This window comes from Pseudomonas sp. HPB0071 (assembly GCF_000478505.2).
Classification (GTDB): Bacteria; Pseudomonadota; Gammaproteobacteria; order Pseudomonadales; family Pseudomonadaceae; genus Chryseomonas; species Chryseomonas luteola.
On record NZ_KI517367.1, the window covers coordinates 4,006,113 to 4,028,899 of the forward strand.

Genomic DNA, 22,787 nt, shown 5'->3' on the forward strand with positions numbered 1-22,787 from the left:
TAAGGTCTGAGTAAACAGGCAGTAGGTACAAGAGGGCGTTTTAGCCCCTTATATAGAGGCGTGGCTTACATGCCGCAGCTGGTTAACGTTCCGGTTTGGTAGTTCACTTCACTGCCAAGACTAAAGAGTACATCGCTCGAAAAGGACGTACTCTCTACAAAATAGGCGCTATGCTCTCGCAGGCGCTTGGCCAAGCCGCTTGCTTGCTCGACAGGCAGGAATAAAAGGACAAATGCTGTGCCGAAAGCAAAACAGACTTCAAAGACACTGGTTTGTGAGCAGGCGTGGCGGATACGCAGGTACCAATCGATTATCATGGGCATTCTGTAGTCGGCAGTTCGTTCCAACGCTGCGCGGTTTGCGCAATGGTTTTGGCTAGAGTAGCAATAGCCTTCTGATGGGCTATGACGAGGCTTTCAAGCTCCATGCCGGCAGGCTCGCGAATGATACTGCTGCAGGTCAACGTTCGGCGTGGGCTACCTTCGCTTCTCAGGTTAAGGCTCCAGACTACATCAATCAAGGCATACCGCTCGGGCAGCATGTCGAAGCGGCGTACATCAGTGCGTAGCGTCAACACCGGCTTGCCGGAGGTTTTGGGAAGTCCTGCCAGATCCCGGACGCCGAGCTGTTGCTCAAGCTGACCTGCCAGTGCGTCATGAAATTCATCGCCAAGCGGCGCGCTCCAGCGTTCGGACTCCAGAATGGCGAGGCTACCATTGCTTTGCCTCACCACCAGTTGAGGCTGGTCAACCTGCACAGGCATGCGCACAGGCGCAAGCTCGAACTGAAACGCTGCGGAGGCGGTGTGAGAAGCCGCCTGGCCAGACAGGGGAGGCAGTAGTGTGTAGTAATGCGTAGGGGCTGAGCTGCACGCGGCAAGCCCCAGCGTGGCCGCTATTGCAGCCAGCGATAAGCGAAGGGTCATGGCTGGGACTCCATTTCAATGTCTCGAGAGGATGACTTCCCTTTATAGGAGCCGGGCGCCGCTTCCTCGGTACGGCCACGAATCAGCGACTCGGGATGGCGGCTCAGATAATCGGTCAGTACACGCACGGAGCGAGCGGTTCGCTGGACCTCGTCCATGGCTTGGTTGACCTGCTGACGTGCCGGCGAATCTTCATCCAACGTTTCGTTGGCAGTCTTGAGCGTGTTTTGCAGCTCCTCGAGCGTACCTCGCATTTGCGGCAACACATCGCCATTGACCTGTTTCATCGTTTTCTGCAACTCGTTCAGGCTGCCGTTCAGGTTGTTGGCAATCGAGTCGATAGGTAGCTTGCTGATCTTGTCGACCATAGCCTGCAGCTGCTCCTGTAGCTTATCGAACCCGCCTGGAACCGTCGGAATCTCAAGAGGACGACTGTTGGGGTTGAAGCTGACCTTGGCCGCCTTGGGTTCGAAATCCAGCGCAATATAAAGCTGTCCTGTCAGAAGGTTGCCCGTGCGGGCCTGGGCTCGCAGACCTTGCTCGACCAGACGCTTGATCAGTTGAGCGGATTGCTCTTCGCTTTCACCGCCGATCTGCTTGACCAGCTTGTCATGGGCACTGCCCAGACGCTGCGGATAGACCACTGCACCTACCGTAGTCGGGAACCGCTGCGTTTTGGGGTCATAATCAAGATCCACTGAGACAACCCGGCCGATATTCACCCCCAGGAACTCCACGGGAGCATTCACCGCAAGTCCGCGTAAGGACTGATTGAACCGCAGGCGAATAAACCGAGGTTCGCCGGAGGGAGGCGCCAGTGCCGTCTGCTGGTCGTTATAGAGCGTGAACTCGTAGTGCTCTGGAGCTGGTTTGGCGTCCGGGCTGTAATTAGGCTCCCGGAAGGCAATGCCGCCCGCCAGAATGGAGGGGATCGTCTGGGTGTTGACCTTCAGGCCGCTGGCATCAACCGAGACGTCAATGCCGCTGGCATTCCAGAAGCGGGTATCGTCGGTCACAAACGCATCGTTGGGCGAATTGACGAACACCTGAACATCTACCCCTTTGCCATCTTCCGTCAGGTTATACGAGATGACCTGGCCTACCTGAATGCGGCGATAGTAGACCGGCGAGCCAATATCCAATGAGCCAAGATCGTCGGTATGAAGGGTAAAGCGCTTGCCCCTTTGCCCGTAGGTGACAGGAGGAGGGTTTTCCAGTCCGACGAAATCTTTTTTGGTCACGTCGGAACGGCCAGCGTCCGCACCGATGAAGGGGCCGGAGAGCAGTGTGTCTACACCGGAAACCCCGTTGGCGCCGATACGCGGACGGACCACCCAATACTGGGTATCCTCGCGGGTAAAGGGTTCGGCTGACTTATCCAGGTCAATCGTGGCGGTAACGTGGGTGCGGTCTTCGCTGAGGGCGATCCGGGTAACCGTACCGATTACCACGTTCTTGTACTTTACCTGGGTCTTGTTTGCTTCAAGCCCCTCAGCCGTCTGAAAACTGACGTTGACCTGAGGACCTGCCCGCAACCAGCTGTTGACGACCATGGATAGCCCTACCAGAGCCGCCACGATCGGGACCAGCCAGACCAGAGAAATACTGAAGCGCCGCTTTCTGATCTGAGGCGTGCCAGGGGTTGGAAAAGCAGTGTTCGGGTTATTCGACATCATTTACCTCAGCGTCCCAGATCAGGCGCGGATCAAAGCTCATGGCAGACAGCATGGTCAACACAACAACCAGGCCAAAGAACAGGATACCCAGACGGGGCTCGATCGTGCTCAAGGCTCGGAATTGAACTAGCGCAGCCACCAAGGCCACGACCAATACATCGAGCATCGACCAATAGCCGATCAGCTCTACGAAGCGATAAAGCTTGGCCCGTTCGCGCATGGCCCAGCGGCTGCGCCTTTGACAGGTAATCAGCAAAGTACCCAGGACGCAAAATTTCATGCAAGGCACGGCAACGCTGGCAATGAAAATCAGGATAGCGATGTCCCATGAGCCGTGCTGCCAGAACTCGATGACACCGCTCATGATCGTATTTTCACTGCCCCCGCTGAACATGCTGGTATACATCACCGGCAGGACATTGGCCGGCACATAAAAGATGATCGAAGCAAGCAGAAAGGCCCAGGTACGGGCGATGCTGTTGGGTTTGCGCGTATGAACCGGGGAATAGCAGCGCGGGCATTCATGCGCTCCCTCAGGGCAGACAAATCCACAGGTATGGCACAGGCAAACCTTGAGTTCGCGCGCGTAGGGCGGTTTATTCATATAACCGGCACCTCCAGATCATCCCAGAGGTAGCGGATGTCACGACCGGCAATGAGAATAATCAGCACCGTCAGCATGGCCATAGCCCATAAGCCGACGCCAGGCGAAACGTTGAGCATACCGGCCAGTTTGATAATGGCTACGAGAATGCCAAGCAGGCAGACCTCCAGCATGCTCCAGGGTCGTAAATGCTCAAGCGCCCGCATACAGGCCCTGAAACCAGGGGCCATTTCGCCCACATAAGCGTAACCCAGCACCCAGCCCAGCAGCAGAATCTGAAACAGCGGCGCGAAGATAATCGCCAGGCCTGCCACCAGCGCAATCAACGTAATACGACCTTGAGCCAATGCCTCGACAGATTCCCAGAGCGTGGCCTCGTTGCTCAGCCCTTGCAAGCTGATGTGCATGATGGGGAAGACGTTGGCCAATATGAACAGGATGCCAGCTGCCAGCGTAAGGGCGAACAACTGTTCGACATTGAGCCGTCTGCTGCGCTCGATCACGGCATCGCAACGCACGCAGCGGGCAGCTTCGCCCCGCGCGAGTGGGCGCCGATGGTAGACCGAATCGCAGTGCTCGCAGATGATCCAGTCAGGGTGTTGAGGCATGGCTGATGGTGTGCATTGGATAGGTTTCGGTGAAGTGTGGAAACGCCGACCCGTCGACCAGCACCTGATCGTTAGGATACTGCGTTAGGCCGTTTCGCTGTATGGGTGTTCGAAACGGTGCGTTGTCGATTTTGTAACAAGGACACATAGAGCACCGTACTTGTTTCATATGACCGGTAAAAACCTGTGGGTGGTAGAAGCGTTAGATACGCTGTAGGTCACGAAGGATCGATGAATCTCATTTCACTGGAGGCGCCGCTTAACAGTGGTTCGTTCAGTTCGGCGCAGGCTTTGAGGTAGTCCCAAAGTAGCGTAACGCGCTTCAATGCCCGCAAATCCTCCTGACAATACATCCAGAAATGCCGTGTTATTTGGATTTCCTCCGCAAGCAGCGGTTGCAAACGGAGATCCGGGCCGGCCAGAAAGCAGGGCAAGATCGCCAGCGAGCGTCCCTGAAGCGCCGCCGTATATTGAGCGATTACACTGGTGCTGCGTAACACCGATCGAGCGCTTGGAACAGCGTGTTCCAAATACAACAGCTCCGGGCTAAAAGCGAGATCATCTACATAGGTGATAAAGGTATGCTCAGCCAGATCGCTCCGATCATGAATGGGGCCGTGCCGCTCTAGATAGCCCGGAGTCGCATAGAGCTTGAGCTGGTAATCACACAGTTTCGTGCAGACGTAAGGCCCTCGTTCAGGCCGCTCCAGGGTAATGGCAATGTCTGCCTCACGTTTGGACAGGCTGATGAAATGCGGAACCGGCAAGACATCGACCGTCAGGCTTGGATAGGTTTGCTGAAAATGGCTGACTTGCGGCGCGATGAAGAAGCTGCCGAACCCTTCTGTGGAGCCAATTCGGACATGTCCCGACAGGGACAGCCCTGCACCGGCGACCTCTTCACAGGCCGATTGCAGCGTGCTCTCGATAGCCTCTGCATAGCCCAGGAGCCGCTGGCCCTCGGTGGTCATTGCAAAGCCGCTGCTGCGTGATTTTTCAAACAGTAAGGCGCCTAGCGTCTGCTCCAGAATACGGATACGGCGTGACACCGTCGTGTAGTCCACCGCCAGCCTACGGGCCGCGCCGGTAGCCGTTCGTGTCCGGGCTACCTCCAGGAAAAACTTGAGATCGTCCCAGTCAAGTGCGGCAGGGGACATGAGATTTTTTTGCATATCGGTCCGGCTTTTTTGTGCGTTCTTATCGGAAGTTTGCACATCTATACTCCGAAACAGCCGCAAGCGCCAGAACGCGATTCCGGCTGATGACACCTCGCACAACAACAATAAGCGGAGGCGTTTATGACTACAGGCACGCCATCACCCAGAGCGACCTCATCTGGTCGCAAGCACTATCGGATCGCCGGGTTGGCCAGCATGGCCGGAACCACCATTGAGTGGTATGACTTTTTCCTCTACGGCACTGCTGCGGCATTGGTCTTCAATAAGCTGTTCTTTCCTGCCCTCGATCCCATGAGTGGCGTACTGGCTGCCTTTGCCACCTACGCTGTGGGGTTTCTTGGTCGTCCCATGGGCGGCATCGTGTTTGGTCATTTCGGTGACCGGATTGGGCGAAAATCCATGTTATTGTTGACGCTCATGTTGATGGGCGTTCCTACCATCGCCATCGGCCTGATTCCCACCTATGACCAGATCGGCTACTGGGCAGCCTTGCTGTTGGTAGTCATGCGCTTTCTGCAAGGCATGGCCGTAGGGGGCGAGTGGGGCGGCGCCGTGCTGATGGCGGTCGAGCATGCGCCGGAGGGCAAAAAAGGCTTTTATGGCAGCCTGCCGCAGACTGGTGTTGGAGCAGGCTTGGTACTGGCCTCGCTGGCCATGGGTGCGGTGGCTACTTTACCAGAGGAAGATATGCTGGCCTGGGGGTGGCGGCTGCCATTCCTGGCCAGTGTGGTACTGCTGGGTATTGGCTGGCTGATCCGGGTAAAGGTGGCGGAGTCGCCTGACTTCGAACGGCTCAAGCAGGAGGGGCGCAAGGTCAAGGTCCCCTTGTTTACAGTGCTCAAGGAGCACCCTCGGGAAACTCTGGCCATCATCGGCGCCCGCACGGCTGAAAACGCCTGGTTCTATATGGCGGTCACCTTTGCGCTGGCCTATGCCGCCAATCAGCTCCAGATTCCCCGCGCCAGTGTACTGAATGCTATTACCGCCGGTGCCGCACTGTCCCTGGTCACCATGCCGTTCTGTGGTTATCTCTCTGATCGGGTAGGGCAGCGGCGTCTCTATTTCACCGGGCTGCTCCTGTTGTGCGCCTTTGTTTATCCCTTCTTTGCCATGCTGGGAACACGTGAACCCCTGCTTGTTTGGTGGGCCATGGTGCTGGCCGTGGGCGTAGTGTTTCCCATCCTGTATGCGCCTGAGTCACTGTTGTTTGCCCGTCAGTATCCGGCGCAGATTCGCTATAGCGGAATTTCGCTTTCCGTGCAGTTTGCTGGCGTGCTGGGCGGCGGCTTTGCACCCATGATCGCCACTACGCTGCTGTCGCTGGGAGAAGGCAATCCGCGATACGTCATCGTCTATCTGCTGGTCATGGGTGCGATCGCATTGCTTTGTACGGCCCTGATGAAGCCGGATCCTCAGGTCGGCCGCTCCGCTATTTCCACTACCGCTTCCCGCCCCGTTGGCATGGTCAATTCCACCTCAGGAGAATCCCTATGAACGCCCCCTTGAATGATGCCAAGGCTGATATCAGCCAAGTCAAACTGCTGATCAACGGTGAGTGGGTGGACTCCAAAACGCACGAGTGGCGCGATATTGTCAACCCGGCAACTCAGCAGGTGCTGGCTCGTGTTCCCTTTGCCACGACCGATGAGGTCAATGCGGCTATCGCTGCTGCCCAGCAGGCGTTCACCCGCTGGAAGCGTACGCCTATCGGTGCGCGTATGCGCATCATGCTCAAGTATCAGGCATTGATCCGTGAGCATATGAAGCCCATTGCCCAAACGTTGAGTGCCGAACAGGGCAAGACCGTGGCCGATGCCGAGGGTGACATCTTCCGGGGTCTGGAGGTCGTCGAGCACGCCTGCTCGGTGGGTAGTCTGCAGATGGGCGAGTTTGCCGAAAACGTGGCGGGCGAGGTGGATACTTATACGCTACGCCAGCCCATTGGCGTCTGCGCAGGCATTACACCCTTCAATTTCCCGGCCATGATCCCGCTGTGGATGTTCCCTATGGCTATCGTCTGCGGCAATACGTTCGTGCTCAAGCCCTCCGAGCAGGACCCGCTTTCCACGATGCAGCTGGTCGAGTTGGCGCTTGAGGCCGGCATTCCACCCGGTGTGCTCAATGTGGTGCACGGCGGAAAAGACGTGGTCGATGCGCTGTGTACTCATCCCGATATAAAGGCTGTCTCCTTTGTCGGGTCTACAGCCGTTGGTACTCATGTTTACAACCTGGCGGGTCAGCACGGCAAGCGCGTGCAGGCGATGATGGGCGCCAAGAATCACGCGGTGGTGTTACCCGATGCCAACAAGGAGCAGACGCTTAATGCATTGGTAGGTGCGGCTTTTGGTGCTGCCGGCCAACGCTGCATGGCCACTTCGGTGGCTGTTCTGGTAGGCAAGGCGCGCGAATGGCTGCCGGAGCTCAAGGCCAAGGCTGAACAACTCAAGGTCAATGCCGGGTCCGAACCGGGGACTGACGTTGGTCCGCTGATCTCCAAACAGGCCAGGGAGCGTGTGCTCGGTCTGATCGAAAGCGGGGTGGCGGAAGGTGCTTCATTGCTGCTTGACGGGCGCAATGTTCAGGTGCCCGGATACGAGCAGGGTAATTTCGTAGGGCCTACGCTGTTTTCCGGCGTTACGACAGACATGCGTATCTACACGGAAGAAATCTTTGGCCCGGTCCTGCTGACTCTCGAAGTTGATACGCTGGATGACGCGATTGCTCTGGTAAATCGCAACCCCTTTGGTAACGGAACCGGACTCTTCACCCAGAGCGGTGCAGCGGCTCGCAAATTCCAAAGTGAAATCGATGTTGGTCAGGTAGGAATCAATATTCCGATTCCGGTACCGGTTCCCTTCTTCAGCTTTACCGGTTCTCGTGGCTCCAAATTGGGTGATCTGGGGCCCTACGGTAAGCAGGTTGTTCAGTTCTATACCCAGACCAAAACCGTCACGGCCCGCTGGTTCGACGATGACAGTGTCAGCGATGGGGTGAATACCACGATTACCTTGCGTTGATCGGAGCGGTCTTCAACGTTACAGAAGGAGAATAACCATGCGTATTGCCTTTATTGGTTTGGGAAACATGGGGGCTCCGATGGCGCATAACCTGCTGAAAGCCGGACATGCGCTCACGGTCTTCGATGTCAACGCACAGGCGGTTGGCGCTCTGGCGGAAGCGGGCGCCAAGGCGGCAAACTCCGCCCGGGACGCTGTACTGGAATGTGAGCTGGTCATTACCATGCTGCCTGCCGCGGCCCATGTGCGCAGCGTCTACCTGGGCGAGGAGGGGCTGCTGGCGGCGCTGCCTGACGGAGCCGTAGCAGTTGACAGCAGCACCATCGATCCTCAGACGGCCCGGGAGGTCGCCCAGGTGGCGGCAGGGCGAGGAATCGCCATGGCCGATGCGCCGGTTTCAGGGGGGACCGGCGGTGCGCAGGCAGGCACCTTGACTTTTATGGTCGGCGCGACGCCTGAGCTGTTCAATCTCATACAGCCCGTACTCTCTGATATGGGTAGGAATATCGTGCATTGTGGTGAGGTCGGAACCGGACAGGTCGCCAAAGTCTGTAACAACCTGCTGCTGGGCATCAGCATGATCGGTGTTGCAGAAGCCATGGCGCTGGGCGATGCGCTCGGCATCGACACCAAGGTTCTGGCCGGCATCATCAATACCTCTACCGGACGCTGCTGGAGTTCGGATACCTATAACCCCTGGCCGGGTATCATCGAGACGGCGCCGTCTTCACGAGGCTACACCGGTGGGTTTGGGGCTGACCTCATGCTCAAGGATCTGGGGCTTGCCACTGAAGCGGCGAAGCAGGTGCGCCAACCGGTTCTGTTGGGTGCGCTGGCACAACAGCTCTACCAGGGCATGAGCCAGCGAGGTGAGGGCGGCAAGGACTTTTCCGGCATCATCGGGCTGTACCGCAAGCCTTAGCGCTGATCAGTCGGCCCAGTGGTAATACCACGCCGCTGGGCCAGCGAGTCGGCATCCGGCAGCGCCTCCCTGTACACTAGGCATTCGATTATTTCCGGATGCCTCACATGAAAGACCAACTCCTTGAACTGATCACCCTAATCAGCTCCGGCTGTATGAGCGATGAGGAGATCGCGCGGATCGCTGACGAAGCTGCACAAGCTTATGCCGATCCCGAAGCGTTCCTGGCAGCCAATCCGGATATCAATTACGACGAGACCTTCCCGATTTCGCTGGGCGAGTGGGTAGTAGTCGGCAGTTTGCCGGAAACGGTACTGTTCCAGGCCGATAGCTACGATGAGCTGCTCCAGCACATCATGGATTCCTTCGGCAAGAATGTGCCGTTCAACATCAAACCCAAGCAGCTGGTGAAGGTTGAACCACTCAAGGCGCTCAATCGGATCCAGGTTCAGCTGAGCAGCATGTACAAGGAAAAGGGTGGCTACACCCTGATGGATTTCAGTGAGCCACTTGATGATGAGCTGCAAGCCGTTCTGGTGTACACCCATGACGTGCAGCGCGTACTGGATCTCTGCGCCGAGCTCGACATCTACGCGGCGCCCTCCTATGAAGCGCTAAAGAACGCGTTGGAAGACTGAGGCGTTCAGTCATCAACCTGCCATCTCTCCACTGGATAAACAGCGGGTCGGCCATTATCGACCCTGAGGTTCCCTTTTATGAAAGCCATGGCCAAACATATTCTGGTCAAGACATCCGACGAGGCGGACGCCCTCAAGAAGCGCCTTGAAAAAGGCGAGGCCTTTGACGTACTGGCGAAGAAATTTTCGATTTGCCCTTCAGGAAAGCGGGGCGGCGACCTTGGCGAGGTCAAGCCGGGCCAGATGGTCAGGGTGATCGATCAGGTAATTTTCAAGAAGTCGGTCGGTGATATTCATGGTCCGGTCAAAAGCAAGTTTGGCTATCACCTGGTCAAAGTGTATTACCGGGACTGAGCGCAGCCTGCTCAGTCACCCAGACAGGAACAACGACCCGAGCGAGGACCGTTTTGGCCAACGAACCTGTAACACCTGATGCACCTGCAAAATCCGATCGCTGGCAGTCCCCAGTCTTTCGCATGAAGGTTCTGGCGGGCTGCCTGTTGCTGGCAGCCGCTGTCCTGTATGCGGTCGCTACCGCACTGCATGACATCCATCCTGGCTGGGGGTATGTCGCCGCCTTTGCCGAGGCGGCGATGGTTGGCGCGATCGCCGACTGGTTTGCGGTTACCGCGCTGTTCAGGCATCCCCTGGGGCTGCCCATTCCTCACACGGCTATCATTCCACGTAACAAGGCGGGCATAGGGCGCAAGCTTTCGGATTTCATCTGTCTTAATTTCCTGTCCACCCCTCAGCTGATGGCAAAGGTCAGAGAATTCAACGCAGCCGACCAACTGGCCGGCTGGCTGCAAAAGCCTCACCATGCCGAAGCCCTAGGTAATCATCTGATAGGGGTGGCCCGATTCGGTGTAGGTGCCTTGCGGGATGAGCGTGTTCAGCGCTTTATCCAGCGCACGGCGACGGCTCGGTTGCAGCAGGTTGACCTGGCACTGTTGAGCGGGCAGCTGCTGGATGTCATGACGGCAGACCGGCGCCATCAGGCCATGCTCGATGATGTGCTGCGTGAGATCGACCGCATGATGAGGGACGAAGATACTCAGGCGATGATTGCCCGTGCCATCTCTTCAGAGCTCAGAGCGTTGCGCTATGTTCGGCTTGATGAGTATGCGGGGCGCTGGTCGGCCGAGAAGGTCGTCAAGCGGATCTCGATGCTCATTACCGAGATCAGCGAAGACAAGGATCATGAGATGAGGGCTCGCTTCGACCATTATGTCGCCGACTTCATCGAGAAGCTCAAGAACGATCCCGAATTTCGAGTGAAAGGCGAGCAGGTCCGTATGCAGCTGATCGAGCACCCCGCCATTGCCGAGTATCTGCAAGGGCTCTGGGATGATCTGATTGACTGGCTGCAGGATGATCTGGGCAAGGACGATTCCTCAATACGTCGACGCCTGATTCGTCTGACCCAAGGGCTGGGGGCTGCGCTGGCAGCGGATGCGCCTATGCGGCAATGGATCAATGACCAGATCGAGGAGGTAGCGCCTCCTGTCATTGAGCGTTATCGCGGTCAGGTGGGAGACTACATCGCCGAGCGAGTCGAAGCCTGGAACACTGACGAGTTGGTCGAACAGCTTGAGAAGAACGTAGGCAGAGACCTGCAGTTCATCCGTATCAACGGCACGCTCGTAGGCGGACTGGTTGGACTGATCATCCATACGGTCACCCAACTGCTGGTAGGGTAGCCGGGTGAAGAAGTGCCGGATGGCCCGGCACTTCCAGCTGGTTAAAGCAGGCGGAACTGCTGCTCCTTTACCTCTTCCGAATCCAGTCCGATATAGACCTTGAATGCACCGGGCTCGGCGGCGTACTTCAGGTCTGCATTGTAGAATTTTAGGTCTTCTTCACTGATGTCGAAGTCGATAATCTCTTCTTCGCCAGGTTGCAGCATGACCTTGCGGAAATTCTTCAGCTCCTTGATCGGACGACTGATTGAGGCAGTAACGTCTCGCAAGTACAGCTGTACAACCGTCTCGCCCGCGCGCTGTCCCGTATTTTTCAGCGTCACACTGGCTTTCAATCTGCCATTTCGGTGCAGCGTGCCGCTGGAGAGCGTTATATCGGAAAGGTCGAAAGTGGTGTAGCTCAAGCCGTAGCCGAAGGGATACAGCGGTCCGTTAGCCTCATCGAAATAGCGAGACGTGTATTTGCCCGGGTCCTTGGGATTGAACGGTCTGCCGGTATTGAGGTGATTGTAATAGATGGGTATCTGGCCAACCGAGCGTGGAAAGGTCATGGGCAGCTTGCCGGAGGGGTTGTAATCGCCAAACAAGACATCGGCGATAGCGTTACCGCCCTCAGTGCCACTAAACCAGGTTTCCAGTAGCGCGTCGGCCTGTTGGCTTTCCCAACTCAGATCCAGTGGTCGGCCATTCATGAGCACCAGTACCAGAGGCTTACCAGTGTCTTTCAAGGCTCTGATCAAGCGGCGCTGATTATTCGGAATATCGATATGGGCGCGGCTGGATGCTTCATGGGCCATGCCTTGCGACTCACCTACCGCGGCGACAATGACATCCGCTTTCGAGGCTACCTCTACCGCTTCCTCGATCATGTCTTCGGTAGAGCGGTGGTCCACCTCGACAGCAGGGTCGTAGGAGTTCAGATAGGCAAGAATGCTGGCGTCATCAGTAATGTTGGCGCCTTTGGCATAGACCAGTGTGGCCTTGTCACCGACCGCGTTAGCCAGGCCCTGATAAAGGGAGACGGCTTGCTGGGTCATCCCGGCGGCTGACCAGTTTCCCATTACGTCGCGCTGGCTCTTGGCCAGGGGACCGATAACCGCAATGGTACCGTTCTTTTCAAGTGGAAGCAGGTTGCCTTTATTCTTGAGCAGGACCTGGCTTTTGCGGCCTACCTCCCGCGCGGCTTCGCGGTGTAAGCGGCTCTCGGCGTTGGTATCAAAAGGCGGATCGTTCGGTTTGCCCAGGAAGGCATAAGGGTCCTTGAACAGGCCCAGGTCATATTTGGCACTAAGTACATAACGGCAGGCATCGTCGATTTCCTGTTGGCTGACTTCGCCGCTCTTGAGCAGGGCGGGAAGCTGGGTGCCATACAAGTCGTCGTGCATGTTCAAGTCCACGCCTGCCTTGATAGCGAGTTTTGCGGCTTCGCGCCCATCTTCGGCGACGCCGTGACGGATCAACTCGTTGATGGCGCCGTGGTCGCTGATGATGAGACCCTTGAATCCCCACTGGTCTCTCAGCAGATCCTTGAGCAGCCAGCGGTTGGCTGTGGAAGGAATGCCGTTAATGGCATTGAGGGAAACCATGACGCTGCCCGAGCCTGCCTCCACCGCCGCCTTGTAGGGGGCAAGATAGTCCTGGAACATGCGCTGGGGGCTCATGTCGACCGTGTTGTAATCACGACCGCCTTCAGTCGCGCCGTACAACGCGAAGTGCTTGAAGCTGGCCATAATCGAATGCGCAGACGCCAGGTCGTCACCCTGATACGCCTTGATCAGTGTGCCGGCAATCCTTGAGGTCAGGTAGCTATCTTCACCAAACGTCTCGGAAACCCGTCCCCAGCGAGGGTCACGAGTGACGTCAACTGTCGGCGAGAAGGTGAGATTCAGACCGTCTGCACTGGCTTCCTCTGCTGAAATGCGCCCGCTCAAGGCAATCGCATCCAGATCCCAGCTGGACGCCATCCCCAGGTTGATAGGAAAAATGGTGCGGTGGCCATGCACCACATCATAAGCATATAACAGTGGAATCTTGAGGCGGCTGTGCTCTACCGCCTGGACCTGCATCTGACGAATGTCGGGCCGAGTGACTGTATTGAACATCGCGCCTACCTTACCGGCCCGAATGTCTGCCATGATGGCGTCCTTGGTGTAGTCAGGACCAACGCTTACCAGGTTGAGCTGGCCTATCTTTTCTTCAAGCGTCATTTGTTTCATGAGCTTGTCGATAAAAACACTCTTGTCATGTTCCCTGACTGAAGGGGCAGCGCGGTCTGTTTCAGCCAGCGCAGCAGCACAAAAACATGCCGCCAAGGTTCCTAGCACATACAGCTTCTTCAAATGACACCTCAAAGGGTTTTATTCTTCTTTCTTTCTTGCAGCGAAACGGCAAGAGTGAGCAGTTTCGCATAACAGCAAAATGCGGGCATGTGATTTCTGAAGCGTCGAGTTCAGCCGGTTGACCGACTGTCTTTTTAGTTCGACAGGCTACTGTTTTCAGGTCCGTGATGTCATTCTGATAACCTGTGACTTCGGCGGATGGACGCGGCAGGGTATATTAGCGATCTATACTGATAGCGTTCATCGGACGTTGTCATGGTTTGCAGTTCAGTAAGGGTTACCCGTGCGCACAGGCATCTACGTCGATTCAGACAATATCAGCTCAAGTGGCGGCAGCTACATGCGCTACGAAACGCTCAGGCGTTTCTATGAGGCATCCAGCGTAGTCACTATCGCCAAGGCTTATCATGCCTTCGACGAAGTGCTGGCCGAAGAGAAGCCCGAGTATGCGAACTGGCATGCTGCCCACGTCGCCCGTATCCAGGGCGCCGGGTTTCGGTTGTTGATCAAGCCGGTCAAGCGCTACAACAACGATACGGGCACGTCCCGCAAGGGCAATGTCGATGTGGAACTGACCGTTGATGTCCTGACCCAAGCTGACAAGCTGGATCGGGTCGTGCTGGTGACAGGCGACGGTGATTTTGTCGCGCTGGCACAGGCGCTTCAGGCGAAGGGCGTACGGGTGGAAGTCGTAGCGTTCAAAAATATCTCAAGCGATCTTGTCCAGATCGCCGATGTGTTCCTGAATGCCTATCTGATCCCCGATATTCTGGCTGGCGATGCTCAGCCTCGGGACCGAGTAATTCAGATCATGAATGTCGACCTGAATGGACAGCGAGCCTTCTATTCCTGCCTGGAGCAGGCGCCCACCTCACTCTCGCCGGATGATCCGGCCTGGTTGCGTGGCGAGCTCAGGTTGACCAAGTCGATGATTGACTCCCGTAATTTCCGTCCCGGCAAGATTCTCGCCTGGCGTGGACGTAACGCGGATGAGCAGGCGTTTGAAGTTTTGGCAACGCAGCGACTGTAATTTAATGCTGTCGCCATGTGACTCGGGGTGCAGGATTGCACTCTATGAATTAAGGTGATTTGCAGCATTAACCCTTACAGTATGCAATCTTTGTTTCAGGCTTTTGGTCTTCCAGGTTTGCCTAGATATGCTTGATCTCGAAAATGGGTACGACTCGAAGGCCAAGCGGTTACCGCTACAGCTCCTGACGATTCTCTTTTTGGTCACGGTTTGCCTGTCAATGGTGGCATTGACGGCTTGGCAGGTCTGGAATTCGCGAAATGTCCAGATCAGCGAAGGCGAGGTCATGACCTCCAACCTTGCAAAGTCCTTGGCCCAGCATGCTGAAGATACGTTCACCGAGGCTGATGCCGTACTGCTCGGTTTGCAGGAGCGTATGGAAATAGATGGCACCAGCGCCCAGCACATGACTCGGATGAGTATGCTGCTCAGGCGGCATGTGCAAGATCTTCCACAGCTCGAGGGATTGTTCGTCTATGATGAGAAGGGCGATTGGCTGGCGACATCCTTTCCGACGATACCGGCCAATAGTAACAATGCGGACCGTAACTACTTCAAGCAGCATGTCTCCAATTTCAATCTGACGCCACACATTGATCATGCCGTGCGCAGCCGCTCTTCCAACAACTGGATCATTCCGATCTCGCGGCGTTTCAACAAGCCTGATGGAAGCTTTGGTGGCATTGTGTTGGCTACGGTCAAGATGAGCTATTTCCAACAGTTCTATGACAGTTTCAAGCTTGATGACGAGGGCGCGATCTTTCTTGCCCTGACCGATGGCTCGATCATCGCCCGACGTCCTTTTAAAGATGAATACGTTAACAAAAGCATTCAGCAAGGTCCGATTTTCAGTAATTATCTTCCTGGCGCACCTGTAGGTGTCGCGGTGGTTCGCGCGTCCGTAGATAACGTTGAGCGCATGTATGGTTATCGCCAGTTAGAGCGTTATCCATTGGTAATTGGTGCCGCCTTGTCCAAAAAAGCTGTTCTGGCTAATTGGACTGACGAGACGCGCAGAGCCGTTGCCATGGTGGCGCTGATGCTGTTGGGCATGACGATGTTCGGGCTTTTACTACTCAGGCAGATTCAGCACGGCATGCAGGCAGAGGCTGACCTGGTCGATGCCAAGCAGGGGCTTGAAAAGTTGGCCATGCATGACGGCCTGACCGGTCTCGCCAACAGACGTTATCTGGATACATTGTTGCCTGCCGAGCTGGGACGTGCACTTCGTTATTCTCATCCGGTCGGTCTGATCATGATCGATATCGACTACTTCAAGACGTATAACGATCTCTTCGGCCATCCAGGCGGCGACGATTGTCTGCAACGTGTCGCCAAAGCCATCCAGAAAAGCCTCAACCGCCCCAGCGATGTTGCTGTTCGCTATGGTGGCGAGGAGATTTCGGTACTTCTACCAGGAAGCGATCTGGATGGATCCGTTCTGGTTGCGGAGCGGATTCGTGAAAATGTACGAGAGCTCAAGCTGGCGCATCCTGGTAATCCAACCGGCTATGTAACGGTCAGCTGCGGTGTGCATGCGTATGTACCTAGTCGTGGCGATGAGTGTTCCGGCAAGAAACTCATCATGAACGCGGATCAGGCGCTTTACCGTGCCAAACGTGACGGCAGAAATCAGGTTCAGGCGAACCGTGAGCCTTTTCATCAAGCATAATCTGCATGCATAGATGAGATTTTGCTATAAGATTACAGCCTAGTTTATTGTTTAAATTGAACTAATTCTCATCTGTAAGGTCTTTGCGCAACCTAGTTATCTGTAGTTGGGCAGGGACCTATGCAACATTTACGTTACGAAGCCATTTGTGGAAAGATCCGATACGCCCTGGCGCCTCTTCGCTGCGTCTTTAAACAAGGTGAGGCGTACAGAACTTTCAGCTTCATGGTTCACGATAAGGAAAATGGCATCCTGTTCAGTTCCGAGCCGTTGAACAGTGCTTATTTCAGCAACCCCATCGTCTTGCATCATTACCTGAAGGACTTACGTGAGCGCCTGGCTGATCAAGGCGTTGCGCTCGCTGACTGGCAGGATTGCATTACGCTTGAAAAACTGGCGACATGGCGCAAGCGGGTATTACCCAAGCCAGGCCCCACCATGCGAGCTGCAACGTCCTGAGGTCAGTCGAATCGTCTGCCGTCTGAGAAGGGACGTATGTCCAGTCCTGGTTGCAAAGGCGGCTCTACATGATCAGGGGTCGGCTTTGGGCGTTGATAGTTTCTGGATTCGGCTATCAGCGCCTTGGCAGAACCGAGCAGCGCTTCAAGTTCAGTGTCGATCTGAATCAACCGGTCTATCAGATAACGTGCCTTGTCTGCGTATTCAGGATGAATACTGCCATCGAGCACCAAGGCCAGACGGCAAACCTCAGAGACATATGTCTGAAAGCGTGCTGAATCGATGGCCGCTACAGCACTGTCGATACGAAACTCGCTGGCATCCTTGCTGGCATGAGTGAAACTCAAGATGATCTTCCATTCCACAATAAATGTAGGTTATTAGATCACAGGGTTAATGGTAATGGCTAATTGCCTTTATATCATTTTGATCTAGGTTCCAAAGCGCTCAGATAACGCCTTGATGTTTGCACGTTTGGCTCACCCTAGAAGATTAAAGGCTGTTCAGCTTTTGTTTTGGTTGGATGGGATATCTTGAAACTGCAATCTCATCACCTCCTATGAGCTTAGTCAGCACCGTTAGAACCGCATTACTGACAACCCCGCCTCGGCGGGGTTTTTATTTGCCTTAAGAAAATCCAATGGTTACCGGCAACCCCGCAGGACCGGTTCAGGCTCCCGCGGGCTATCAGTGTCACCGATATTTAATGAGATTTCTCAGCGTTGTTGCCCAGAGCGGTCTCAAGCAGGTCTGCCTCACGCACGAGTTTGCGTAAGGTGTTGTCATTGATAATGTGCTTGCTGCGCAACTTGTAATACTCATGGCGCTCAGCTTTCAATGCTTCCAGACGGGTTTCACGCTCCAGCTCCCGGCGACTTTCCAGGACAGGTGTGGAGAGTTCGACATTATTGATTTCCAACCGCTTGTGGTAGTAGTCCATCAGTTGGAGCGTAACGTCATTGAACGCAATGATGATTTCTTCATCACCCTTGTGCTCGGCCAGTTTCTTGGCTTTTTCCTGACGGTAGCTTTCAATTCGACGAATAGCCGCTTCAGCGCCGCGAATGCGGGCTGTTCGCTCCTCTTCATACGCCTTGGTGTCCTTTGGCAAGTGCAGATTCCGAAGCACCAGGGGAAGGCCGATACTGCCGGCAATCAAGGTAAACACAATGACGCCGGTAGCCAGGAAGATAAGTAGCTCTCGTGCTGGAAAGGGAGTGCCATCATTCATTGCGACCGGTAAGGAGAGCGCTGCCGCCAAGGTTACCGTGCCACGGATACCAGCCAGGCTACCTGCAAGAATGACGCGCATCGATACCCTGGGTCTGGCTTCACGCCTGGATAGCAGGCGAGGCAGGTGGGCTGCGCCCAGAATCCAGACAAAACGCATGGCAAACAATGATAGGGAAATCAGGCCGACCAGACCTAGCAGCTTGAAGAATTCGAGCGTACCGCCATTCTGCTCCGCATAGTGCAGGGCACCCTCGATGATTTCGGGTAGTTGAAAACCTAGGAGCAGGAAGACCAGGGCGTTGAGCACAAACTCAAGCATGTCCCAAACGCTGCGCGTTTGAATGCGTGAGCTGGTCTGGTCCTGACGTTTCAGGTCCTTATAGTTGATGACCATCCCCGCGGCTACGGCGGACAGAATGCCCGACATATTGAAATGCTCAGCCACCAGATAAGCTGCAAAGGGCAGCAGAAGCAGTAGAAGCACGATTTGGATCGTTGAAGCTTCGCCCAGTCGGCGCTCGATCAGGCGCGTTCTGATGAAGTTGAAAACAAAGGCCATGGCCGCGCCGATGACGAGACCACCTATCGAGATCATGAGGAAGCCCACAGTGGCATCCATGATGGAAAACGCGCCGGTAAGCGCTGCCGCAACTGCAAACTTGAACGCCACAAGGCCTGAGGCATCGTTCATCAACGATTCGCCTTCGAGGATATGCATGAGCCGCGGCGGAACGGGGAGACGACCGGAAATGGCGGACACCGCCACGGCATCGGTGGGAGACAGAATAGCAGTGAGCGCAAAGCAGACGGGCAAGGGCAGGTGAGGGAATATCCAATGCACGACATAGCCGACACCAACCACCGTCATAAGCACCAGACCCAGGGCCAGCGCCAGGATAGGACCTCGCAGAATCATGAGCTCCCTTTGCGGGAAGCGTCGCGCATCGGCAAAGAGAAGCGGCGCAATAAAGAGCAGCATGAAGATTTCAGGCTCAAGTTCCACATGCAGACCGCCAGTAGGCCAGGCCAGCAAGGCACCAAATGCGATTTGAACCAGCGGTGTCGGAAGTACGGGTAGGAAGCGGGCAGCCACACCGGTTGCAGACGCTACCAGTAGCAGAATCAGAACGAGATAAACGGTATTCATGGGTAAGGCGAATCAACCTGCGGGAAAGGGTTGATGGCTAGTCAAACCGTCGAGCGGGACGAGGCGTATAAATGCTAGAGGGAAACGCAGGGAAGCATAACTACGGCAAGGTACAGCTTAAGGTGTTGAAGCCAGAATGGATTGCAGTCGAGACAGCCTTGACATAGCTTTTGGCTATAAGCAAGGCCGTACCGATTAGACTCTATTAGTTATTTATCGCGATGTCCATGAACGCATTGTCGCGTACGTTGTGGCATGGCCTAGACCTCTGCCTACCTTTTCACGCCTCTCTACCTTCGACTTTGCGGATGGTACAAACCGTATCGAACCAGGCCTGATTACCAATGAGCGGTTGTGGATTGATGGGAATAATTCGGTTCACGTTGTAACCGTTACCGCGGCCGCCCTGGCGTTCATCCCACCAGAGCGAGGTGCTTAGGTCATCCTGTTCTGGAGTCCCTCCATAACCCTGCTGGCCAAGTGTCGCTTCGGTATTGCGCTCGCCCTGACGTGCAAGGGCAGCGCGACCCGATACGAGATAGCCAAGGCTGTTGGATACCGCAAACACGCGAGGATGTATGCCCTGGGTTACGAAAATACGAACACGCTCGGAACCTACAGGCTCACCTGTCCCCTTATAGGCCTGGTCACCATGCGGGCCGCTGACCGGGCGGTAGGTGGTCAATTCAACCCAGTCGCCGGTTTTAAGGCCAAGTGACGCGGCAGTGGATGCATTGATCCACATGGGATTGTCATGGACGATTTCCGTCAGGTATTTCTGATTGGCTGTCCGGGCCTGAGTATGCACATTCCATTTGAAGCTGGTCAGGATGAACCGGTCTTCTAGCAGGCTCTGGTGCGCAGGAATAGGTATATAACTGGGCAGACCGTCATCGGTAATGCCGAGTGTCGTAGCGACCTTGACCAGCTCCGGACAGTACAGCTCGAATTTGCGAGAGGGTGTTTGGAAACCTCTGACTGCTGTGCGAATCCCGTCCTCTTTGATCATCAGGCCAATAGCACTTTCCTGGCCGGCCGCATTCGCCGTGTAGATGATCTGCGTGGCTTCGTCGACTCTCATGTTATGGAGCTGTTCAGGCGTGAGGCGACGGCGATGTACCTCGTAGCTTTTCGGAGCGCTTCGGTCGACGTATACGCCATGCTTTTTCATGTACTCGAAGCCATCAGCTTCTTCGCCAGCCGGTATGTTGGCGCATTGGTGTCGGACAAACGCCTCATGGTCACCAAACTGAAAGTATCTGGCCTGTTCCGGGCCGAGGCGTCGGCCGATATCAAACAGTACATCGGCATAGCTACGTGCCTCGCCCGGCGGCTGCACCATGGGTTGACGCAAGGTAACGAAGTGCTGGAGTTCCAGGCTGTTACGGGTATCAAGCCCCCAGCGCTCCAGGTAGGTCGCATCCGGCAGGATCAGATCGGCGTAATGGGCCATCTCTGAATAAACTACGTCGGAGCAGGCATGAAAAGGGATCAGGGATTCATCCTTGAGCACCTCGACCGTTGTCGAGCGGCCCTCAGGCCAGGTCATGGGGGAGCTGATCGTATAGGATAGATACACATCAACCTTGGCGCGGCCTTGGCGGATGTAGTCATACACAATCTGGCCCACCTTCATCTCCTGCCAGCGGTTGGCCAGTGGCCACTCGGGTGGATCTTCCAGATCCGTTCTCAGCTTCGGCTTGGGCGGCACAGGTTGCGGGTGCGGGTAGCGAGTGGCGCTGAGCTTTTCTTCCAGGCCATAGCAGTAACCACCCGGCTGGCCTACAGCGCCAACCAGGGCATTGAGCATGACCACGGCGCGTTCAGCATTGAGTCCATTGTAATGGGCGCCTGTCCCCCGGTTGGTAAACGCCACAGCAGCGGGGCGCTGGCGAGCAAATTCAAGTGCAAGGCGTTCGATGTCGCTGGCGGCGATCCCTGACTGCTGGGCCGCCCATTCAGGCGTGTAAGGGGCAAGGAAGGCATGGACTTCTTTCAGGCTCAGGTTGACGAAGTGCTCCATGAACCTGCGGTCGTATTCACCCTCGCGCATGATGACATGGCCCATGGCGAGTGCAATAGCACCCTCGGTACCCGGAAAAGGCGCGTGCCACTCATCGCTGCGGCCAGCAGTGTTGGATAGGCGAACGTCGAAGGTAACAAGCTTGGCACCATGATCGAAGCGGGCGGTTGCCACACGCTTGGCCAAATGAAGACCGCCCTGGTGGGCCTCATAAAAATTGGAGCCGAAGTTCAGAAAGTATCGGCAGCGCTCGGCATCGATGGACTCCCAGTCGGTGTCGCCCAGGCTGATGTAGTTGGCGCCGCGCTTGCTGGCCGAGCACAAGGCGCGATGGTTGAGCTGCACGGGTGAGCCTATAGCGCCTAAAAAACGCTTAATTTCCGCATCGATGCGAGAGCGTCCGGCATGCAAGGCGACCCGTTCGGGGTGCCCTGCATCGATACTGCGCTGAATGCGCGAGGCAATCTCTGTATAAGCTTCGTCCCAGCTAATCCGTTGCCATAAGCCTTCGCCCCGAGCGCCCGCCCGCTTCAGAGGATAAAGCAGTCGCTCGGGATAGTCATTGATCGTCGGCCCGCTCTGACCCTTGGCACAGGTCATGTAGCTACCCATGTTTGGATCGAGAGGGTTGCCACGAATCTTGACGACCTGGTTATCAATGACAAAGCCTTCGATACCGCATACGGTGGAGCAGTTCAGGCATACGCTTTTGACGCGTTTGGCCTGACTGTAGTCATGCCTGGTCTTGCGGGGCGGTGGATCCATGGCCAGGGCGGCAGCGACACCACCGGCACCAACGGCGGTACCTACGCCCAGATAGATGTATTCACCCAGTTTAAGCTGCGCGAGCGCTGCCATTCCGGATTTGATGAACGTGCGACGTTTCATTGATTCATGCTCGAAAAGGGACAGGACGCAAGCGTGTTCAGGTAGGCGTACCGAGCTCCGCCCACGTATCGATCTCGTAGGAATGCGGGTCGTGGTTGCGTCCGTGTGGCAGCTTGGTCTCGATGGTACGAGGCGCAACGCGATCCAGTCCTCGATAGAGCACTTGCGGCTGAGTGGCCTGTTCAGGCTTGAGGCTGGCCAGCTCGGCTCCGCGCTTCTGGTAGAACTGCGCGACAGGGCTTGCTGCATCGCTGATATCACCAAAGACCAGTACGCCGGTTGGGCAGGCTTCGACGCAGGCAGGCTGCATGGCCTGTTCCAGGCGGTGGCTACAGAAGTCGCACTTGTCGGCGACCCACTGGACCGGATCAATGTGCAGGGCGCCGTATGGGCAAGCGGTCACGCAGCTGCCCCAGGTATCACACGTATCCACGTTGATTCGAACAATGCCGTCCTTGCCCTTTTCGATGGAATGCGTAGGGCACGCCTTGATACAGGGTGCATCGGCGCATTGCATGCACAAGGCCGGAAGAAAGCTGCGCTGTGTGTGAGGAAATTCGCCTTGGTCGTGGTAATAGACCTTGGTTCTGAAGTGGCCAAGTTCCACTTGGTTTTCGACCTTGCAGGCGACCGAGCAGGCATGACAACCGATACAGCGCTCCAAATCGATTGCCATGCGCCATTGGGGGGAGATGTCCTCCATACCAAACCTTCTAGTGCTATTTATA

At 55.9% G+C, this 22,787-nt stretch carries 20 protein-coding genes; 9 read left to right on the forward strand and 11 right to left on the reverse strand.

Annotated features, from left to right (window positions below; genetic code table 11):
• Nucleotides 1-65: 65 nt before the first annotated feature.
• From HMPREF1487_RS18615 to HMPREF1487_RS18640, 6 genes are all read right to left on the reverse strand, one after another.
• Nucleotides 66-317, reverse strand: a complete 252-nt coding sequence (locus HMPREF1487_RS18615) for a hypothetical protein (protein WP_010798251.1) — start codon at nucleotides 315-317, stop codon at nucleotides 66-68.
• The gene (locus HMPREF1487_RS18620; RefSeq protein WP_010798252.1) at nucleotides 314-925 is read right to left on the reverse strand and encodes a PqiC family protein; all 612 of its coding nucleotides are present in this window, start codon (nucleotides 923-925) and stop codon (nucleotides 314-316) included. The genes HMPREF1487_RS18615 and HMPREF1487_RS18620 overlap by 4 nt, the downstream gene beginning before the upstream one ends.
• Complete coding sequence (locus tag HMPREF1487_RS18625; protein ID WP_010798253.1) at nucleotides 922-2,598, reverse strand: PqiB family protein; 1,677 nt, start codon at nucleotides 2,596-2,598, stop codon at nucleotides 922-924. The genes HMPREF1487_RS18620 and HMPREF1487_RS18625 overlap by 4 nt, the downstream gene beginning before the upstream one ends.
• The gene (locus HMPREF1487_RS18630; RefSeq protein WP_010798254.1) at nucleotides 2,588-3,205 is read right to left on the reverse strand and encodes a paraquat-inducible protein A; all 618 of its coding nucleotides are present in this window, start codon (nucleotides 3,203-3,205) and stop codon (nucleotides 2,588-2,590) included. The genes HMPREF1487_RS18625 and HMPREF1487_RS18630 overlap by 11 nt, the downstream gene beginning before the upstream one ends.
• A complete protein-coding gene (locus HMPREF1487_RS18635; protein WP_010798255.1) occupies nucleotides 3,202-3,813 on the reverse strand; it encodes a paraquat-inducible protein A in 612 nt (203 codons plus the stop codon). The genes HMPREF1487_RS18630 and HMPREF1487_RS18635 overlap by 4 nt, the downstream gene beginning before the upstream one ends.
• Before the next feature lie 218 nt (nucleotides 3,814-4,031).
• Nucleotides 4,032-4,985 (reverse strand): LysR family transcriptional regulator, encoded by a 954-nt coding sequence (locus HMPREF1487_RS18640; protein ID WP_196122091.1) that lies wholly within the window; start codon nucleotides 4,983-4,985, stop codon nucleotides 4,032-4,034.
• A gap of 126 nt (nucleotides 4,986-5,111) precedes the next feature.
• Here HMPREF1487_RS18640 and HMPREF1487_RS18645 point away from each other — a divergent pair, with 126 nt between their 5' ends.
• From HMPREF1487_RS18645 to HMPREF1487_RS18670, 6 genes are all read left to right on the forward strand, one after another.
• Complete coding sequence (locus tag HMPREF1487_RS18645) at nucleotides 5,112-6,485, forward strand: MFS transporter (protein ID WP_010798257.1); 1,374 nt, start codon at nucleotides 5,112-5,114, stop codon at nucleotides 6,483-6,485.
• Nucleotides 6,482-8,008, forward strand: a complete 1,527-nt coding sequence (locus tag HMPREF1487_RS18650) for a CoA-acylating methylmalonate-semialdehyde dehydrogenase (protein ID WP_010798258.1) — start codon at nucleotides 6,482-6,484, stop codon at nucleotides 8,006-8,008. The genes HMPREF1487_RS18645 and HMPREF1487_RS18650 overlap by 4 nt, the downstream gene beginning before the upstream one ends.
• A gap of 37 nt (nucleotides 8,009-8,045) precedes the next feature.
• Entirely contained in the window at nucleotides 8,046-8,930 is an 885-nt protein-coding gene (mmsB, locus tag HMPREF1487_RS18655) for a 3-hydroxyisobutyrate dehydrogenase (protein WP_010798259.1), read from the forward strand.
• 107 nt (nucleotides 8,931-9,037) lie between these two features.
• Nucleotides 9,038-9,568: a hypothetical protein gene (locus HMPREF1487_RS18660; protein ID WP_010798260.1), complete on the forward strand. Its 531-nt coding sequence runs from the start codon at nucleotides 9,038-9,040 to the stop codon at nucleotides 9,566-9,568.
• A gap of 78 nt (nucleotides 9,569-9,646) precedes the next feature.
• The gene (locus HMPREF1487_RS18665; protein ID WP_010798261.1) at nucleotides 9,647-9,922 is read left to right on the forward strand and encodes a peptidylprolyl isomerase; all 276 of its coding nucleotides are present in this window, start codon (nucleotides 9,647-9,649) and stop codon (nucleotides 9,920-9,922) included.
• Between the two features lie 122 nt (nucleotides 9,923-10,044).
• On the forward strand, nucleotides 10,045-11,268 hold the full coding sequence (locus HMPREF1487_RS18670; protein WP_051370250.1) for a DUF445 domain-containing protein: 1,224 nt from the start codon (nucleotides 10,045-10,047) through the stop codon (nucleotides 11,266-11,268).
• Nucleotides 11,269-11,309: 41 nt separating this feature from the next.
• Here the strand turns inward: HMPREF1487_RS18670 and bglX are convergent, their stop codons facing one another.
• Entirely contained in the window at nucleotides 11,310-13,607 is a 2,298-nt protein-coding gene (gene bglX, locus HMPREF1487_RS18675) for a beta-glucosidase BglX (RefSeq protein WP_010798263.1), read from the reverse strand.
• Nucleotides 13,608-13,890: 283 nt separating this feature from the next.
• Here bglX and HMPREF1487_RS18680 point away from each other — a divergent pair, with 283 nt between their 5' ends.
• The 3 genes from HMPREF1487_RS18680 (at nucleotide 13,891) to HMPREF1487_RS18690 (ending at nucleotide 16,768) form a co-directional block, all read left to right on the forward strand.
• Nucleotides 13,891-14,637: a LabA-like NYN domain-containing protein gene (locus HMPREF1487_RS18680; RefSeq protein ID WP_010798264.1), complete on the forward strand. Its 747-nt coding sequence runs from the start codon at nucleotides 13,891-13,893 to the stop codon at nucleotides 14,635-14,637.
• A 127-nt stretch (nucleotides 14,638-14,764) separates the two neighbouring features.
• The gene (locus HMPREF1487_RS18685; protein ID WP_010798265.1) at nucleotides 14,765-16,309 is read left to right on the forward strand and encodes a sensor domain-containing diguanylate cyclase; all 1,545 of its coding nucleotides are present in this window, start codon (nucleotides 14,765-14,767) and stop codon (nucleotides 16,307-16,309) included.
• A 120-nt stretch (nucleotides 16,310-16,429) separates the two neighbouring features.
• Entirely contained in the window at nucleotides 16,430-16,768 is a 339-nt protein-coding gene (locus HMPREF1487_RS18690; protein WP_010798266.1) for a hypothetical protein, read from the forward strand.
• A gap of 2 nt (nucleotides 16,769-16,770) precedes the next feature.
• On the opposite strand, the gene HMPREF1487_RS18695 is transcribed toward HMPREF1487_RS18690, so the two are convergent.
• The 4 genes from HMPREF1487_RS18695 to HMPREF1487_RS18710 form a co-directional block, all read right to left on the reverse strand.
• Entirely contained in the window at nucleotides 16,771-17,115 is a 345-nt protein-coding gene (locus HMPREF1487_RS18695; protein WP_037030233.1) for a hypothetical protein, read from the reverse strand.
• Nucleotides 17,116-17,471: 356 nt separating this feature from the next.
• Nucleotides 17,472-19,148, reverse strand: a complete 1,677-nt coding sequence (locus HMPREF1487_RS18700; protein ID WP_010798268.1) for a Na+/H+ antiporter — start codon at nucleotides 19,146-19,148, stop codon at nucleotides 17,472-17,474.
• Between the two features lie 280 nt (nucleotides 19,149-19,428).
• On the reverse strand, nucleotides 19,429-22,059 hold the full coding sequence (locus HMPREF1487_RS18705; protein ID WP_010798269.1) for a molybdopterin-containing oxidoreductase family protein: 2,631 nt from the start codon (nucleotides 22,057-22,059) through the stop codon (nucleotides 19,429-19,431).
• A gap of 37 nt (nucleotides 22,060-22,096) precedes the next feature.
• The gene (locus tag HMPREF1487_RS18710) at nucleotides 22,097-22,762 is read right to left on the reverse strand and encodes a 4Fe-4S dicluster domain-containing protein (protein WP_010798270.1); all 666 of its coding nucleotides are present in this window, start codon (nucleotides 22,760-22,762) and stop codon (nucleotides 22,097-22,099) included.
• Between the last annotated feature and the right edge of the window lie 25 nt (nucleotides 22,763-22,787).

Bases quoted from the DNA above. Each gene is read 5' to 3' on its own strand.
- HMPREF1487_RS18685 (WP_010798265.1), top strand. From the start codon at position 14,765: ATGCTTGATCTCGAAAATGGGTACGACTCGAAGGCCAAGCGGTTACCG.
- HMPREF1487_RS18635 (WP_010798255.1), bottom strand. From the start codon at position 3,813: ATGCCTCAACACCCTGACTGGATCATCTGCGAGCACTGCGATTCGGTC.
- HMPREF1487_RS18640 (WP_196122091.1), bottom strand. From the start codon at position 4,985: ATGCAAAAAAATCTCATGTCCCCTGCCGCACTTGACTGGGACGATCTC.
- HMPREF1487_RS18650 (WP_010798258.1), top strand. From the start codon at position 6,482: ATGAACGCCCCCTTGAATGATGCCAAGGCTGATATCAGCCAAGTCAAA.
- HMPREF1487_RS18620 (WP_010798252.1), bottom strand. From the start codon at position 925: ATGACCCTTCGCTTATCGCTGGCTGCAATAGCGGCCACGCTGGGGCTT.
- HMPREF1487_RS18630 (WP_010798254.1), bottom strand. From the start codon at position 3,205: ATGAATAAACCGCCCTACGCGCGCGAACTCAAGGTTTGCCTGTGCCAT.
- HMPREF1487_RS18625 (WP_010798253.1), bottom strand. From the start codon at position 2,598: ATGTCGAATAACCCGAACACTGCTTTTCCAACCCCTGGCACGCCTCAG.
- HMPREF1487_RS18710 (WP_010798270.1), bottom strand. From the start codon at position 22,762: ATGGAGGACATCTCCCCCCAATGGCGCATGGCAATCGATTTGGAGCGC.
- mmsB (WP_010798259.1), top strand. From the start codon at position 8,046: ATGCGTATTGCCTTTATTGGTTTGGGAAACATGGGGGCTCCGATGGCG.
- HMPREF1487_RS18700 (WP_010798268.1), bottom strand. From the start codon at position 19,148: ATGAATACCGTTTATCTCGTTCTGATTCTGCTACTGGTAGCGTCTGCA.
- HMPREF1487_RS18645 (WP_010798257.1), top strand. From the start codon at position 5,112: ATGACTACAGGCACGCCATCACCCAGAGCGACCTCATCTGGTCGCAAG.
- HMPREF1487_RS18705 (WP_010798269.1), bottom strand. From the start codon at position 22,059: ATGAAACGTCGCACGTTCATCAAATCCGGAATGGCAGCGCTCGCGCAG.
- HMPREF1487_RS18660 (WP_010798260.1), top strand. From the start codon at position 9,038: ATGAAAGACCAACTCCTTGAACTGATCACCCTAATCAGCTCCGGCTGT.
- HMPREF1487_RS18665 (WP_010798261.1), top strand. From the start codon at position 9,647: ATGAAAGCCATGGCCAAACATATTCTGGTCAAGACATCCGACGAGGCG.
- HMPREF1487_RS18615 (WP_010798251.1), bottom strand. From the start codon at position 317: ATGATAATCGATTGGTACCTGCGTATCCGCCACGCCTGCTCACAAACC.
- HMPREF1487_RS18670 (WP_051370250.1), top strand. From the start codon at position 10,045: ATGAAGGTTCTGGCGGGCTGCCTGTTGCTGGCAGCCGCTGTCCTGTAT.
- HMPREF1487_RS18690 (WP_010798266.1), top strand. From the start codon at position 16,430: ATGCAACATTTACGTTACGAAGCCATTTGTGGAAAGATCCGATACGCC.